A 14,554-nucleotide genomic window follows, 5' to 3' on the forward strand; every position below is an offset into this window, starting at 1 on the left:
GCGCCTTCAGGACAGTGATTTCGGCAGCGCCGTCACCACCTCGGGCACCAGCACCATCAGCACCACGAAGGTGACCATGATCAGGCAGAAGGGCAGGGCGGCGCGGGCCAGTTTCAGGATGGGCGTGCCGGTCAGGCCCTGGATGACGAACAGGTTGAAGCCGACCGGCGGGGTGATCTGGGCCATTTCGACGGTCACGATCAGGAAGACGCCGAACCAGATCGGGTCGAAGCCGGCGGCGGTGACCAGCGGCAGGGTGACCGGCAGGGTCATCACGATCGCCGACAGCCCGTCCAGAATGCAGCCCAGCATCAGGTAGAAGACCAGCAGCACCGCGATCAGCATATAGGGGTGCAGGCCCAGCGCCTCGATCTGGCCGGCGATTTCGACCGGCAGGCCCAGCCGCGCCATGGCCTTGGACAGGAACAGTGCGCCCGAGATGATCAGCCCGATCATCGAACAGGTGCGGACCGTGCCGAGCAGGGCATCGAACAGCTTGCGCCAGGTGAGCGTGCGCTGGCCCAGCGCCACCAGCAGGGCGCCCAGCACGCCCATCGCCGCCGCCTCGGTGACGCTGGCGAAGCCCAGATACATCGAGCCGATGACGAACAGGATCAGGAACAGCACCGGCGCCAGCGACAGCAGGGCGGCGAATTTCTGCCCCCAGCCGAGCCGCGGCTCGCTTTCCGGCAGCAGCGAGGGGTCGATCGTGGTCCGCAAACCCAGATAGCCCATATAGAGCAGCGCCAGGATCAGCCCCGGCACGATGCCGGCCATGAAGAGTTCCAGGATCGAGACATTGGCGAGCACGCCATAGACGATCATCGGGATCGAGGGCGGGATCAGGAAGCCGAGCGTGCCGGCGCCGGCGAGCGAACCCATGGCGAGGTTGCGGTCATAGCCGCGGGCCAGAAGTTCCTTGAGCGTGATCCGCCCGACGGTGGCGGTGGTGGCGGCGGACGATCCCGACACCGCGGCGAACAGGGTGCAGCCCAGCACATTCACATGCAGCAGCCGGCCGGGCAGGCGCCGCGTCCAGGGGGAAAGCCCCGAGAACAGGTTCTCGGACAGCCGGGTGTGAAACAGCAGCTCGCCCATCAGGATGAACAGCGGCAGGGTCACCAGCTCGGCCGAGGTCGCGGTCGACCAGAGATCGCCGGCCAGGAAGCGGTCGACCCGCATGTTGCGGAAGACCTCCAGGCTGACCAGGCCGATGGAGGTGAGGGTGATGCCCACCCAGACGCCGGCGGAGAGCAGCCCCACCAGCATGCCGAAGACCAGAAGCAGGGGCAGGCTCATTCGATCCCTCCGGCATGTCGGCCGGCATCTTCAACCGGGTCGTTGACCAGCGCACGCAGCACACGGGCGAGGAAGGCGAGGGCGAGCAGCACGAAACCGGCGGCGAGCAGGCCCTGCGGAATGATCAGCGGCGTCGCCAGCGGATAGAAGGACCGCGACCCGATCTCGGCGGTGCGGATCGCCTGCGAGACCATGGCGACGGCGATGAAGCCGGTGACGCCCAGGCCGAAGACGCTGGCCGCCAGGTCCATCAGCCGGCGCAGGGCCGGCGGCAGGGCCTGGGTTACCGCCGCGACCCGGATATGGCCGCCGCTGCGGAGCGTCCAGCCGGTGCCGCAGAACAGCACGAAGGCCAGAAGATAGGTGCTGAACTCGATCGCCCAGGGCTGCGACCAGGCGAAGGCCGAGGTGGTGATCACCTCCACGATCAGCAGCAGGGCGAGCAGGGCGGCAGCCAGGGCTGCCACGACCGCCCCGACGAGGTTCAGGCGGTCGATGAAGCGGGTGAGCAGGCGCAGGGCCGTCATGACGCCCCAATCCAATTTGGGTGGTGACCGTGAAGGGGTGGGGGCGGGAGGTGTGGAGGTCCGTCCGCCGGCGCCCGGCCTGAAGGCCGGGGCCGTCGAGGGGGAGACGGGACCCGGGCGCCGGCGGTCCGGATCAGTGGCCGACGGCCTTGTGATAGGCGTCGAGCAGGGGGGCGGCGGCCGGGTTGGCCTTCACGAACTCGCCTTCCATCGAGGCGGTCGCCTGACGCATGGCGGTCTTCAGCGCATCCGATGCGGGCTCGACCGTCATGCCGTTGGCGCGCAGCTCGTCCATGCGCTTGGCGTGTTCGGCCTTGCTGATCTCCCAGAACTGGGGCTCCAGCTTATGGGCGGTGGCCTCGATCATCTTCTGCTGCTTGGGGTCGAGCCGGTTCCACTCGTCCAGGTTCACCACCATCAGGTTGGACGCCCACATATGGTTGGTGTTGTAGGCGTGCTTCAGGAATTCCCAGTATTTCTGCGCGACCGCGGTGGTGCCCGAGGTCATCACCGCATCCAGCTTGCCCGAGGCGAGCGCCGGCACGATGTCGGGATTGTTCATCTGCAGGGCCACCATGCCCAGCCGCGTGACCATGTCGGCGGTCACCCGGTCATAGGTGCGCATGCGCACGCCCTTCAGGTCGTCCAGCGTCGCGACAGGGGTCTTGGTGAAGAAGTTCTGGCTGGGCCAGGGCACGACATACAGCACCTTCTGGCCGCGCTTCTGCAGCTCCGCTTCCCAGACGGGGCGCACGATCTTCATCAGCGCCGCCAGGTCGTTATAGTCCGAAATCAGGAAGGGGATGCTCTCCACGCCGAGCAACGGGATTTCGCCGACATTCTGGAAGGCGGCGTATTCCGCCATCGGCACCGCGCCGTCTTCCACCGCGCGCAGGGACTCGTTCGCCTTGATGCCCAGCGCGCCGCCGGTGTGGATCGTCATCTCCACCGCGCCGCCGGTGACCGCCTTCACCTCTTCGGCGAATTTCTGCGCATTGGTGGAATGGAACTCGGTCGGGCCCCAGGGCAGCGACACGTCCCACTGGACATCGGCCGCCCGTGACGCCACGGGCTGGAAAAGGGTGAAGGCCGCAGCCGCGGCGATCGCCGCGAAACCGCGGCGCAGCGTCGGATGATGCATGATGGTCGGGCTCCCTGAAGCCTGGGTCTCTGCCGTCCGTGCCCGCTAGGGCCGTCCCCGATAGGGCGCGCCCCGCCGGCCGGACCGCCAGGCCCGGCGCGGCGGCTCCCGACACGCCGTCGCAGGTTGTTATGCCCTTGAGCAAAGCACGGGTGGCCGGCGCTGACAAGAAATATGTACGGACAAATTTTAAAATGTCTGGACAAATATCAGGGCGATCGCGCTAAGCTGCGGCGACCGCAGGCAGGCAATCGGGAGAGGCCGAATGGAGCAGGGGATCTATCTGGAACGGCAGGGGCCGATCGCGCGCATCGTGCTGAACCGGCCGGCGAAACGCAATGCCATGACCGCGGCCATGTGGCGGGCGATCCCGGCGCTTTGTGCCGGGATTGCGGCCGATCCCGAGGCCCTGGTCGTGGTGCTGACCGGTGCCGGCGGCAAGGCGTTCAGCGCCGGTGCCGACATCGCCGAATTCCCCGAGGTCTATGAAACGCCCGAAAGCACCCGCGCCTATAACGAGGCGGTAGAGGCGGCACAGGAGGCGATCGTGGCGCTGGACCGCCCGACCATCGCCGCGATCAGCGGCGCCTGCGTCGGCGGCGGCTGCGGCCTGGCGCTGGCCTCGGATTTCCGCTTCGCCACGGAAGATGCCCGCTTCGCGATCCCGCCGGCGACGCTGGGGCTTGCCTACAGCTTCAACGCCACCCGCCGCCTGGTGGGCAAGGTCGGCCCGTCGCGCGCCAAGGACATGCTGTTCTCGGGCCGCCTGATCGCGGCCGACGAGGCGCTGTGCATCGGCCTCGTTGACCGCGTGGTCCCGGCCGGGGCGCTGGACCAGACGGTCGCCGCCTATGCCGAACGCCTGGCCTCGGTCTCGCAATACACCATCCGCACCATGATGCGCATGGTCGACGCCATCACGCTCGGCGCCGACGCCCCCACCCCCGATCTTGCCGAGGCCTGGGCGGCTTCGTTCACCGGCGCCGATTTCGCCGAAGGCTATCGGGCCTTCATGGAAAAGCGGTCGCCGGTGTTCCGGTGGCGGTGAGGGCGGCTCAGATCGCCGCCCCCTCTTCCTCGGCCTGGCGCATCAGGAATTTCTGGATCTTGCCGGTGACGGTCATCGGCATTTCTTCCACGAAGCGGATGCGGCGCGGGATCTTGAAATGGGCGATGCGGCCTTCGCAGAAGCCCAGCACCGCGGCCTCGGTCAGGCTGTGGCCCTCGGGATTGTCGGCGCGGCGGATCCAGGCGCAGACCTGTTCGCCGTATTTGGCGTCGGCAATGCCGAACACGGCGACGTCCAGAATGCCCGGATGGGTGATCAGGAAGTTTTCGATCTCGACCGGGTAGATGTTCTCGCCGCCGCGCAGGATCATGTCCTTCGACCGGCCGACGATGCGGCAGCGGCCGCGTTCGTCGATCACGCCCAGATCGCCGGTGCGCATCCAGCCGCCCGGGGCGATGGCGTCGCGGGTGCGGGCTTCGTCGTTCCAATAGCCGGCCATCACGCTGTAGCCGCGGGTGTGCAGCTCCCCCACCGTGCCGACCGGCACCACCCGGTCGTCGCCGTCGACGATGCGGACCTCGACGAAGGGATGGATGGTGCCCACCGTCTCGGTGCGGGTTTCAAGATCGGCATCGGCGCGGGTCTGGAAGCTGACCGGGCTGGTTTCGGTCATGCCATAGCAGATGGTGACCTCGCGCATGTTCATCTTCGCGATGACTTCGCGCATGGTCTCGATCGGGCAGGGGGCGCCGGCCATGATGCCGGTGCGCAGCGTCGAGAGATCGAAGCTCTTGAAATCGGGCAGGGCCAGTTCGGTGATGAACATGGTCGGCACGCCGTGCAGGGCGGTGCAGCGCTCGGCCTGCACGGCTTCCAGCGTCGCCCGCGGCTCGAAGGCTTCCGAGGGGAAGACCATGGTCGCGCCATGGGTGATGCAGGCCAGAACCGACAGCACCATGCCGAAGCAGTGATAGAGCGGCACCGGAATGCACAGCCGGTCGGCCTCGGTGAAGCCCATGATCCGGCCGACGAAGAGGCCGTTGTTCAGGATGTTGTTGTGGGTGAGCGTGGCGCCTTTGGGCGATCCGGTGGTGCCGCTGGTGAACTGGATGTTGATCGGGTCATCGGGGCGGAGCGTCGGGATGATCGCGTCCAGCTTCGCCCGCGCCGCCGCATCGGCAAAGCCGGTCAGCGTCTCGAAGCCGATCATCGCGCCCCGGCTCTCGCCCAGCGGGATGACGAATTCCAGATCCGGCAGGCGTGCCGAACGGCCGCCCGCCTCGGCGAATTCGGGCACCACCTCCAGCAGCATGTCGACATAGCGCGAGGTCTTGAAGGTCTCGGCCAGCACCAGCGCCCGGCAGCCCGACAGCTTCAGCGCATGCTCCAGTTCGAAGGTACGGTAGGCGGGGTTGATGTTGACCAGGATCAGTCCGGCGCGTGCGGTTGCGAACTGAATCAGCACCCATTCCACCCGGTTCGGCGACCAGATGCCGATCCGGTCGCCCGGCTCCAGCCCCAGCCCGATCAGCCCGGCGGCGAGGTCGGTGACCCGGCGGTCGAACTCCGCCCAGCTCCAGCGGATATTCTGGTGCACCACCACCAGCGCGTCCCCCTCGGGCCAGGTTTCGGCCGTGCGGGCAAGGGCGGTGCCGATGGTCTCGTAGCGCAGCGGCACATCGCTGGTGCCGCAGACATAGCTCATGGTCAGCTCGGACATGGGAGTATGCCGTCTCAATTTCGGAAAGCGGAATGACGTGATGACAAGGGGCGGCGGGCGGCGCTCAGCTCACCATGCCGAGGGCGATCATGCCGCCCAGAGTTTCGGGCCAGCTGCGCGTGCGGCCGGCCTGCAGCAGCACCCGCGCCCAGGCCACCCAGCCCGACCAGGCGATGCGCTTGTCCCAGGCCGTGCCCCAGGCCGACAGGATGTCGAGCCCGATGCGGGCATGGGTGGCGGCGGTGTCGTAATCGCCCTGGGTCAGCGCGATCTGCGCCAGAACCAGATGCGGTTCTGCGATGTCGGGATTGTGTGCGATGGCGGTTTTCAGCAGGGAAACCGCCGCGACCGGGGTGGAGATCGCATGGGCGCGGGTGACGACCTGCCAGTAGAGCGCGACCGCCGCCATTTCGTCGGCCTGGGTCAGGATGCGGCGGCAGCGGTCGAAGACCGGCGGCACCGGCAGGCCCAGATCGGCCGGCAGGTCGCGCAGCGGCCGGGCCATGCGCGAGGCCAGGCTCCAGGCCTCGTTGCTCGGCATCAGCTGGCCGGGCCAGAGCGAGGCGGCCCAGTTTTCTTTCACCGGCTGACGGGTCTGCCAGGGGAAGCCCTGGAACACGTCGTCCACCCAGCTGTGCCACTGTTCGGTCAGATCGGCGATCGAGACGATCGCGAAGATCGCTGCGTCCTTCTGCGACAGATGCAGCATGCTGCCGTCTGATTTTTCAAGATCGAGCCCCCCGGCCGGGATGGCATCGATCTCGGTCAGCTTCTGCACGAAGCGGGTGCGGGGCATCACGCAGAAGGTGTGGATCAGCCGCTCGGCCTCCTCCCCCACCGCGGCCGCCAGCTCGGCCCGTTTGGCCGAGGCATCGAACAGCTTCAGGGCGACGAACTCATTGGAATAGACGCTGTGGAACAGGCCCAGCACCCGCACATCACGCGGCTGGTCCCAAAGGGCCAGGGTGCGATAGACGTCCAGCAGGTGGTTTTTGAAGGTGCCGGCCTTGTGCCAGGCCTCGCCGGCGCTGCGCGAGAACAGAAGGTCGAGCAGGGCGGGCAGCTCGGCATCCACCTTCTCCCAGTCGTCGGCCAGAAGGGCCGGCAGCAGCGGGTGGAGCCCGGCGCCGGCCGGTTCAGAAGCAGGGGCGGGGGCAGTCTGGGCGGTCATCGGTCATTCCCTCCGGCGCCGCGTGCCGGCTTCAGGCCGCGGTCATATCTGTTCTTCCAGCGGCAGCCCTCATCCCCGGAGGGCCGCCTGCGTCGGGTATGACACACCCGTTGGCGTTTCGCTGCAAGTGATGTTTGAAAATGCAATCAATTCAGCGGCACGCAAGCCGCCGGCTGGTCACCTGCCAGCCGCAACAGCGGCCAGCGGTCGCGCCAGCCCTTGTCCTTCACCCGCTGAAGATGAACCGCATGGCGTGCGGGTGCCATGAAGGCCGGGGTCGGGCGGGCGATGATCGCGAACAGATCCTCCAGCCCATGCGGCGCCGCCACACGCAGCTGCCCATCGGGTGCCAGTTGCACCGCAACGGCGGTCGCCGTCTCGGGCCAATGGCGCATCGCATCCACCGCCGAGGCATAGGGCGGGTCGTCATTGCGCAGATGCATACGCGCCTGATTATCGACCGACCACCGCACATCCGGTCGCATCGCGGATAATTGTGCCTCCAGCGCCTTGTCCTGTTCGCGATGCGGCCGCAGTGCATCGAACCAGATCACATCGATATCGTTGCGGGGCAATTCCGGAGGTCGGCCGTGCAGATGGTCCCACACCAGATCACGCACGAATCCGGCCGCAATCCAGCAATCGGAGAGGCCACATGCGGCAACCTCCCCCAGGATCGACAGATGGGCGGGGGATGCGGTTACAATGGTGATCAGGCGTCGTTCCAGCGTGTCCATGCCGCCCTCCTCTCCATCCATCTCGATTTTTCTTTCTGGATCAATGTGTTGGAGGCCATCGCATGCGCAGCCGCAGGCGGCCGGACCGCCCTGCCCCCGGCAGCGATCATCGCATGATCACCGGCCCTTCGACAGCCTGAAATCCCCTCAATAAAGTCGATAAGATATAGTTATCGAACTTTGAAATAGAAGATGACGTAAGCTGAGCGGCTACAACTGCGGCAGCTGCATCTGCTCACAATCACCAAAGACACAGCCTCGCACCCATTGCCAGCCAGAACAGAAGGTCAGCCCTCCCATCCGCCATCAGCCCGATAGTCGAAGCGCTGCATCATCTCCGCCGACCGGTCCGCCAGCTCCCGCAGCAGCGCCGGATCTGCGTCCTGCCAGCCGATGCCGCTCCGTCCCGCGCGGAAAAAGGCCGGCGAGGTGGCCGGCCGTTCGCGGAAGCCGGCTTCACGTTCCTCGGCCTGCAGGCGGTCGAAGCGGCTGAAATCCACCGCCCGTGCGATCAGTCCGGCATCGTCCGCCAGCCCGGCCACCGCCGCGGCGCGGGTGAAACCGGCGATCGGGTCGGCGCGCAGATCCTCGTATCGCAGGCTGATCACCGGCCAGGGCAGATCATCGGCGGTCCACGACGCCGCATGGCCGGCCCAGCTGCCGACGCGTTCCGCGGTCGCCACATGCATGCGGTCGGCGGCCCGGTCGAGGTGATGGTCTGAATCCAACATGGCGCGGATCGTCCGGTCGATCGTCCAGCCCAGATGCGGCGCATAGGATGCCGCCACATCGAAGGGATGGCGCACCAGGTGGATCACGCCCTGCATGATCTCGGGCGGATACAGCCAGTCGCCCATCTCGGTGCGCCGCGCCGTTTCATGGGTCTTGATGATCAGTGGCGATGTGTCGGGTTGTGTCGCCGCGAAGCCGCGCAGCACGTCCGGCCAGTAGCGATCGATTTCGGCCGCGGTCAGATTCGCCGCATCGATCGGTGCGAAGCCGTCGAAGATCATCCGGCGCAGATTGTAGAAACCGTTATCGATATCGTTGATCGAAATCGGCGCCGTGGCGCGACGGCAGACATGGTCCAGCACCAGCCGGGTCCAGGTATTGCCCGATCGCGGATAGCTTGCGATCACCACCATCTTCGCGGTCATTTCCCGGCCTCCGACATCCAGGCAATCACCCGCTCGCACAGCTGATCAGGCGGCGGTTCCTTTGCCGCCCCCAGGCTCAGCACCCGAAGCCGCGCGACGACCCGCGATATCAGCGCCATATGGGCGGCCTGCCGACCCATCGCCCGCAGCTGGCGCAGCCGGAAAGATTCGGTGGCCAGAATCCGGATCCGGTCGATGGCCATCGCCGCAACCACGTCCTTCTCCTCGCCGCGATTAAGCAGCACCACATGACCGAGTACCACCGGTGCGGGCACCGATTTGGTTCGCCACAACACCCGGCTGTGGCCCGGCCGTGTCCGCGGCAGCTCCGCCGGGTTCAGATCCAGCATCCGGGCCGTATCCGGCCAGAGCGCCAGCACCGGCGTGCCGGGCCAGACCATGGGTCGTCCGTCACCATCCACGGTCAGCCGCACCACCTCGTCGGCCACGAAATGCCAGCCGCGGCGCAACAGATGCCCGGCCATCAGCGACTTGCCGGCCCCCGACAGGCCGGTGATCGCCAGCGCCGGTCCGCCATCGGGCGGAACCAGACAGGCCGCATGCAGCGCCACCTCGCCGCGCTGCTGGATCACCGCGGTCAAGGGGGTTCGGATGGCGAAATAGGCCAGCTCGTCATCGCTCACCCCTGGCGCGCCGGCCATCAGCAGCCGCCGGCCCTCTTCGGCCAGAAACCGGCCGATACCGGGCATGCGGATCAGCAGCCGGTCGGGCATCGCCTCGACGAAGGCGTTCACCGCGGTGGCACCGTCCAGATGTGCCGGCAACTCGTCCACCCGCCGGATGTCGAGATCGGGAATATCGGGGAGGGTGAAGGCTGACATGTCGGACGGGGCGGTCATCATGCTCGCGATCTGCGTGGGTTGGGCGGCGCAACTATACACGAAGACGGGTCGCCCCCACAAAACATGTGCCCAGGCCTCAACCCTCCCACCCGCCATCGGCCCGATAGCCGAAGCACCGCATCATCTCCGCCGACCGGTCCGCCAGCTCCCGCAGCAGCGCCGGATCTGCGTCCGGCCAGCCGATGCCGCTCCGTCCGGCCCGGAAGAACGCCGGTGACCTGCCGGGGCGTTCGCGAAAACCCGCACGCCGTTCCTCTGCCTGCAGGCGGTCGAAGCGGCAGAACCCGACCGCCCGTGCGACCAGCCCGGTATCTTCCGTCAACCCGGCCAGCGCGGCAGCCCGGGTGAAGCCGGCGGTCGCATCCGCGCGCAGATCCTCGTATCGCAGGCTGATCACCGGCCAGGGCAGATCCTCCGCGGTCCACGACGCCGTATGGCCGGCCCAGCTGCCGACGGTTTCAGGCATCGGCAGCTGCAGCCGGTCCATGTCTCCGCCGATGCGGTGTGCCGGGTCCAGCAGCGCGCGAATGGTGTCGTCGATCGTCCAGCCCCGATGATGGGCATAGGATGCCGCCACATCGAAGGGATGCCGCACCAGATGGATGACACCGCGCACGATCTCGGGCGGATAGAGCCAGGCGCCGGCATCCGTGCGCCGGGCCGCCTCATGGGTCTTCAGAACCAGCGGCTCATCCGCCGGCTGTGCCATCGCCAGGCTCCGAAACACCTCGGGCCAGTAGCGGTCGATTTCGGTGACGGTCAGATCCGATGCTTCGACCGGTGCGAACCGGTCGAAAATCATCCGGCGCTGCACATAAAGGCCGGTTTCGATGTCGTTGATCGAGATCGGCGCCCGGGCGCGGCGGATCACATGATCCAGCACCAGCCTCGTCCAGGTGTTGCCGGATTTGGGATAGCTCGCAATCAGCACCAGCGCGGCCGTCACCCCCCGGTCTCCGCAACCCGTTCGGCCAGGCGGTCGCAAAGTTCGTCTGGCGACGGTCTGTGCGCAACGCCCAGGCGCCACACCTGCAACTGTGTTGCAAGCCGTGTCATCATCGCCATATGCGCTGCCTGCCGGCCCATCGCCCGCACCTGCCGGGGGCGGAACACCTCGGCGGCCAGGGTTTCCAGCCGATCGACCCCGCTCAGCCTGTCCGTATCCCCGGCCCGGTACGGATCGAGCAGCACCACATGCCCCAGCGCCACCGGCCCCGACATCGGTATCGCCTGGTGCAACACCCTGCCATGCTGCGGCCGCGCCATGGGCAGCGCCGCGGGCGTGATGCCCAGCATCCGCGCGGCATCCGGCCAGAGTGCCACGACCGGCGTGCCCGGCCAGGCAAGCGGCCGCCCCTCGGCGTCCAGCGTCACCCGCACCACCTCGTCGGCCACGAACCGCCAGCCGCGCCCCAGCAGCATTGCCGCCAGCGTCGACTTGCCGGCGCCCGACACACCGCTGATGGCGACCGCCGCCTGCCCCTCGGGCGGCATCAGACAGGCCGCATGCAGTGGCAACTCCCCCCGCTGATGGATCAACCCGGCAAGCGGGGTGCGGACGGCGAAATAGTCCAGATCCGCGTCGGACACCCCGGCCTCGCCGGCGATCAGAAGCCGCCGCCCCTCCTCGGCCAGAAACCGGCCGATGCCGGGCATGCGGACCAGCAACCGGTCGGGCGTCGCCTCGACGAACCCGTTCACCGGCAGCGCCCCGGCCAGGTGTTCCGGAAGGGCCGCGACGCGGCGGATGTCCACATCCGGAAGCTCCGGGATGGTGATCATCGGCGTCTGATCTCTGCTGGACATGCCGGGTCCTGAGGCTTGATGAGAGGTTTACATCGTCGTTGTATACCTGTAGCCGATCGTTGGTACAGGCAGATCATTCTCCCTATCCTGCACCCTGCCGGGTTTCCAATTAATGAATCGATATCATCCTACTGTGACTTCATACGATATCCAGATCGCGAAATCAGAGATGGAAACACCGGCTAATTTCAGCTTTGACCGGCAGCCACGTGCTGCAATACGTGGATAACATGTGCTATTGAATGAAGACTTGATCCAGTGATCGGAAAATCGACATGAAAAGCTATATCTCCTCCATCTCGCATCACCATTCGGTTGATGGTCGTGGGCATGAAGACAGAGCGCAGCCCAGCTGGTCGCGCCCGGTTCTGCGGCCGCTGTCGATCGCCTCGGACACGTTGGTAGGCAGCTCGACTGTCATCACTGACGGCGTCGGCTGCGCTTCGTGACTGCCGCAGACCCGTGGCGCAGACCCGGCCCTCAGGCGTGATCTGCCCTCAGACGTGATGTGACTGCCCGATCGGCGCTGCCCCCGCCGCCTCGCGGTGCATGATCAGCCGTCGGACCCGTCGGCCTGCCGCCTCCAGCGCCAGAACCGGCAGCAGAAGCGGTAGCACGCGGCCGAAATGGCGATCGATCCAGGCGATCCGGTCATCCGGATACCGGCTGGTCGATCGCCGGGCGGCGTGATTGCGCAAAATGCCGCGCGCCAGCCGGCCGGTCCCGACAGCCGGCTCTGCCGGCGCCCCCGCCTCGGCCAGGCGGGTCATCAGCCGGCCGATATCCGCCGGCACCGGCCCTTTCGGCACCTCGGCATACCACCAGCCCTTGTGATGCACGCCATGGCTGCGGCAGCGCTCCAGATGGTGCGGATCGGTGGTGCGGTTTGTCGCCAGATCGGCATGGGCGAACCGGCGGAATTTTCGGGCCGGACGTGCCGCCGGATCGATATACGAGAAATGCCGGCCGGCGCCCGGAATGACCGGTGCGGCATGCACCCCCCGGCGCAGGGCCTGCATCGATCGCGGCGGCAGGCCGCGGGCCGGATCGCCCAGAATGTCCATCACCCGCACGACCACGCCCGGCGCACAGAACCACATCGGGTCCAGCGCCTCCCAGTGCCCCGGCTTCAGGCGTGGCAGGGCCGTGGCAAAAGGCAGTGCCGGATCGGCGCAGCAGGGCGAACGCGGCCCCAGGCGCAGCGGATGCTCGTAATGGCGGGTCATGCCCAGCCGCATCGGCTGTTCCAGCCCGTCGCGTTTCAGCCGGCGCAGCACCTCCGGGTCGGGGATCTCGTCCACATCCAGGATCAGCACCAGATCGTCGGGGCGGGCGTCTTGCAGCGCGAACACCGCCGCATTGCGCTGGAAGGCCTCGCGATCCCAGCCCGAACTGTCGGCCGGCCCAAGCCGGGGCAGGCTGATATGGCGGATGCGGGCGGCCAGATCCGGCCGCGACGCCCGCGCCTCTGCCCAGGCGAGCGGCTTGGGCGCGCCCTGCATGGTCTGCGCGCCCTCGACCAGAATATGCTGGTCGACCACGCCATCGAGTTCCGCGATGCGATGCGCCAGCATGACGAATTCGCCGTCGAACAGGAAGCAGTCATAGATGCGGCGCATCGAGCCATCCCTCGGAATACCGTAGGGCCCTCGGAACACGGCAGGGCCGGCCCGTCATCCGGGCCGGCCCATTCTTAGCCGATGATCCGGCGGGTGATCAATGCGCCAGCGTCGGTGCCGCCGCCGGTGCGCCTGCATGGCCATGCCGGCGCAGTGCGAAGACGGCAGCCGAGGCGAGCAGGGCCGGCACCACGGCGGCCATCACCACCCATTCGGTGCTCCAGCCCGCGCCGATCAGCAGGCCGCCGGCCACCGGGCCGATGATCGAGCCGATCCGGCCGACCCCCAGCGCCCAGCCGACACCGGTGGAGCGGATCGCGGTCGGGTAGACGCCGGCCGTCAGCGCGTTCATGCCGATCTGCGCGCCGACCACGCCATAGCCCGCCAGGAAGGTGGCCGGCATCAGGATCCAGAGATCCGAGGCACCGAGTGCGACCAGCGCGATGAAGCCGGCCGAGGCGGCATAGGCCGAGCCCAGCACCAGATGCGGGTTCAGCCGGTCGATCATCCGACCGAGGGTGATGGCGCCGACCACGCCGCCGAAATTCAGGATCGCGGTCGACAGAATGGCGATCTGGAGCGGCAGCCCGGCGCCGCGCAGCAGCGAAGGCAGCCAGTTCACCAGGAAATACATCACCAGCAGGTTCATGAAGAAGGCGACCCAGAGCAGCAGGGTCACCCGGGCGCGACCGTCTTCGAACAGCTTGCGGACCGGAAAGCCCTTGGCTTTCGGCTCGTTCAGCACATAGCTCCGGGGGCCGCCGGCCGCGATCGCGGGGTCGAGCCGGCGCATGATCCGGTCGATCTTCTCGGCCGGTGCCCCGCGCGCAACCAGATAGCGCACCGATTCCGGCAGCATCACGATCAGCAGCACTAGTACCACCAGCGGCGCGATGCCGCCCAGGATGAACACCGAATGCCAGCCGAAGGCGGCGATCATCGGCGCCGAGAGCACGCCGCCGATGGTGGAGCCCAGCGGAAAGCCGCAGAACATCACCGTCACCAGCGTGGCGCGCAGCCGCGCCGGGGCATATTCCGAGGTCAGCGCGATGATGTTGGGCATCGCCCCGCCCAGGCCCAGACCGGTCAGGAAGCGATAGAGCAGCAGCTCGTTCATCGTGCCGGCCCAGGCGGTGATCAGCGAAAACACGCCGAAAATCGCCATCGAGACCAGGATCACGCTCTTGCGCCCGAAACGGTCGGCAGCGGGGCTGAGCACGAAGGCACCGACGGTCAGGCCGGCAAGGCCGGCGCCGAAGATCGGCCCGAAACTGGCCATGCTCATCTGCCAGTCTTCGGCGATGACCGGCGCGACATAGGCGATCGCCTGGGTGTCGAAACCGTCGAGTAGTGCGATCAGCGCACAAAGTGCCGTAATTGCGAACTGGAACCTGCCGAACCGGGCGCGTTCGATCGCCGCGGTCACGTCTATGGTCTCTGGCCGGGCCATAACCGCCCTCCTCCCATGTCTACCCATGTCTTTATGAGATTGCCCGGTTCCGCGG

At 67.3% G+C, this 14,554-nt stretch carries 14 protein-coding genes; 2 read left to right on the plus strand and 12 right to left on the minus strand.

Annotation, left to right across the window (positions count from 1 at the left end; genetic code table 11):
- Nucleotides 1-6 precede the first annotated feature (6 nt).
- From WI697_RS04765 to WI697_RS04775, 3 genes are all read right to left on the minus strand, one after another.
- Nucleotides 7-1,299, minus strand: coding sequence for a TRAP transporter large permease (locus WI697_RS04765; RefSeq protein ID WP_062761807.1), 1,293 nt, complete (start codon nt 1,297-1,299; stop codon nt 7-9).
- On the minus strand, nt 1,296-1,826 hold the full coding sequence (locus WI697_RS04770; protein ID WP_062761808.1) for a TRAP transporter small permease subunit: 531 nt from the start codon (nt 1,824-1,826) through the stop codon (nt 1,296-1,298). Before WI697_RS04770 ends, WI697_RS04765 begins: the two co-directional genes overlap by 4 nt.
- A gap of 133 nt (nt 1,827-1,959) precedes the next feature.
- Entirely contained in the window at nt 1,960-2,967 is a 1,008-nt protein-coding gene (locus WI697_RS04775) for a TRAP transporter substrate-binding protein (RefSeq protein ID WP_345957606.1), read from the minus strand.
- 265 nt (nt 2,968-3,232) lie between these two features.
- On the opposite strand from WI697_RS04775, the gene WI697_RS04780 reads away from it, so the two are divergent.
- Nucleotides 3,233-4,015 (plus strand): enoyl-CoA hydratase-related protein, encoded by a 783-nt coding sequence (locus tag WI697_RS04780; RefSeq protein WP_345957607.1) that lies wholly within the window; start codon nt 3,233-3,235, stop codon nt 4,013-4,015.
- 7 nt (nt 4,016-4,022) lie between these two features.
- Here the strand turns inward: WI697_RS04780 and WI697_RS04785 are convergent, their stop codons facing one another.
- From WI697_RS04785 to WI697_RS04815, 7 genes are all read right to left on the minus strand, one after another.
- Nucleotides 4,023-5,696 carry an AMP-binding protein gene (locus WI697_RS04785; RefSeq protein ID WP_345957608.1) on the minus strand — a complete coding sequence of 558 codons (1,674 nt, stop codon included), beginning with the start codon at nt 5,694-5,696 and terminating at the stop codon, nt 4,023-4,025.
- A 64-nt stretch (nt 5,697-5,760) separates the two neighbouring features.
- Entirely contained in the window at nt 5,761-6,867 is a 1,107-nt protein-coding gene (locus WI697_RS04790; protein WP_345957609.1) for a tetratricopeptide repeat protein, read from the minus strand.
- Between the two features lie 146 nt (nt 6,868-7,013).
- Nucleotides 7,014-7,625, minus strand: coding sequence for a nucleotidyltransferase family protein (locus WI697_RS04795; RefSeq protein WP_345957610.1), 612 nt, complete (start codon nt 7,623-7,625; stop codon nt 7,014-7,016).
- Nucleotides 7,626-7,891: 266 nt separating this feature from the next.
- Nucleotides 7,892-8,761, minus strand: coding sequence for a sulfotransferase domain-containing protein (locus WI697_RS04800; RefSeq protein WP_345957611.1), 870 nt, complete (start codon nt 8,759-8,761; stop codon nt 7,892-7,894).
- Nucleotides 8,758-9,624, minus strand: a complete 867-nt coding sequence (locus WI697_RS04805; protein WP_345957612.1) for an Hpr(Ser) kinase/phosphatase — start codon at nt 9,622-9,624, stop codon at nt 8,758-8,760. Before WI697_RS04805 ends, WI697_RS04800 begins: the two co-directional genes overlap by 4 nt.
- Before the next feature lie 76 nt (nt 9,625-9,700).
- A complete protein-coding gene (locus WI697_RS04810) occupies nt 9,701-10,570 on the minus strand; it encodes a sulfotransferase domain-containing protein (RefSeq protein WP_345957613.1) in 870 nt (289 codons plus the stop codon).
- A complete protein-coding gene (locus WI697_RS04815; RefSeq protein WP_345957614.1) occupies nt 10,567-11,430 on the minus strand; it encodes an Hpr(Ser) kinase/phosphatase in 864 nt (287 codons plus the stop codon). The genes WI697_RS04810 and WI697_RS04815 overlap by 4 nt, the downstream gene beginning before the upstream one ends.
- Nucleotides 11,431-11,705: 275 nt before the next feature.
- On the opposite strand from WI697_RS04815, the gene WI697_RS04820 reads away from it, so the two are divergent.
- Nucleotides 11,706-11,879, plus strand: a complete 174-nt coding sequence (locus WI697_RS04820) for a hypothetical protein (protein WP_345957615.1) — start codon at nt 11,706-11,708, stop codon at nt 11,877-11,879.
- A gap of 48 nt (nt 11,880-11,927) precedes the next feature.
- On the opposite strand, the gene WI697_RS04825 is transcribed toward WI697_RS04820, so the two are convergent.
- On the minus strand, nt 11,928-13,049 hold the full coding sequence (locus tag WI697_RS04825; RefSeq protein WP_345957616.1) for a glycosyltransferase family 17 protein: 1,122 nt from the start codon (nt 13,047-13,049) through the stop codon (nt 11,928-11,930).
- A gap of 97 nt (nt 13,050-13,146) precedes the next feature.
- Nucleotides 13,147-14,499 carry an MFS transporter gene (locus WI697_RS04830; RefSeq protein WP_345957617.1) on the minus strand — a complete coding sequence of 451 codons (1,353 nt, stop codon included), beginning with the start codon at nt 14,497-14,499 and terminating at the stop codon, nt 13,147-13,149.
- Nucleotides 14,500-14,554: the final 55 nt, after the last annotated feature.

It is taken from the genome of Tistrella mobilis, from assembly GCF_039634785.1.
Lineage (GTDB): Bacteria > Pseudomonadota > Alphaproteobacteria > Tistrellales > Tistrellaceae > Tistrella > Tistrella mobilis.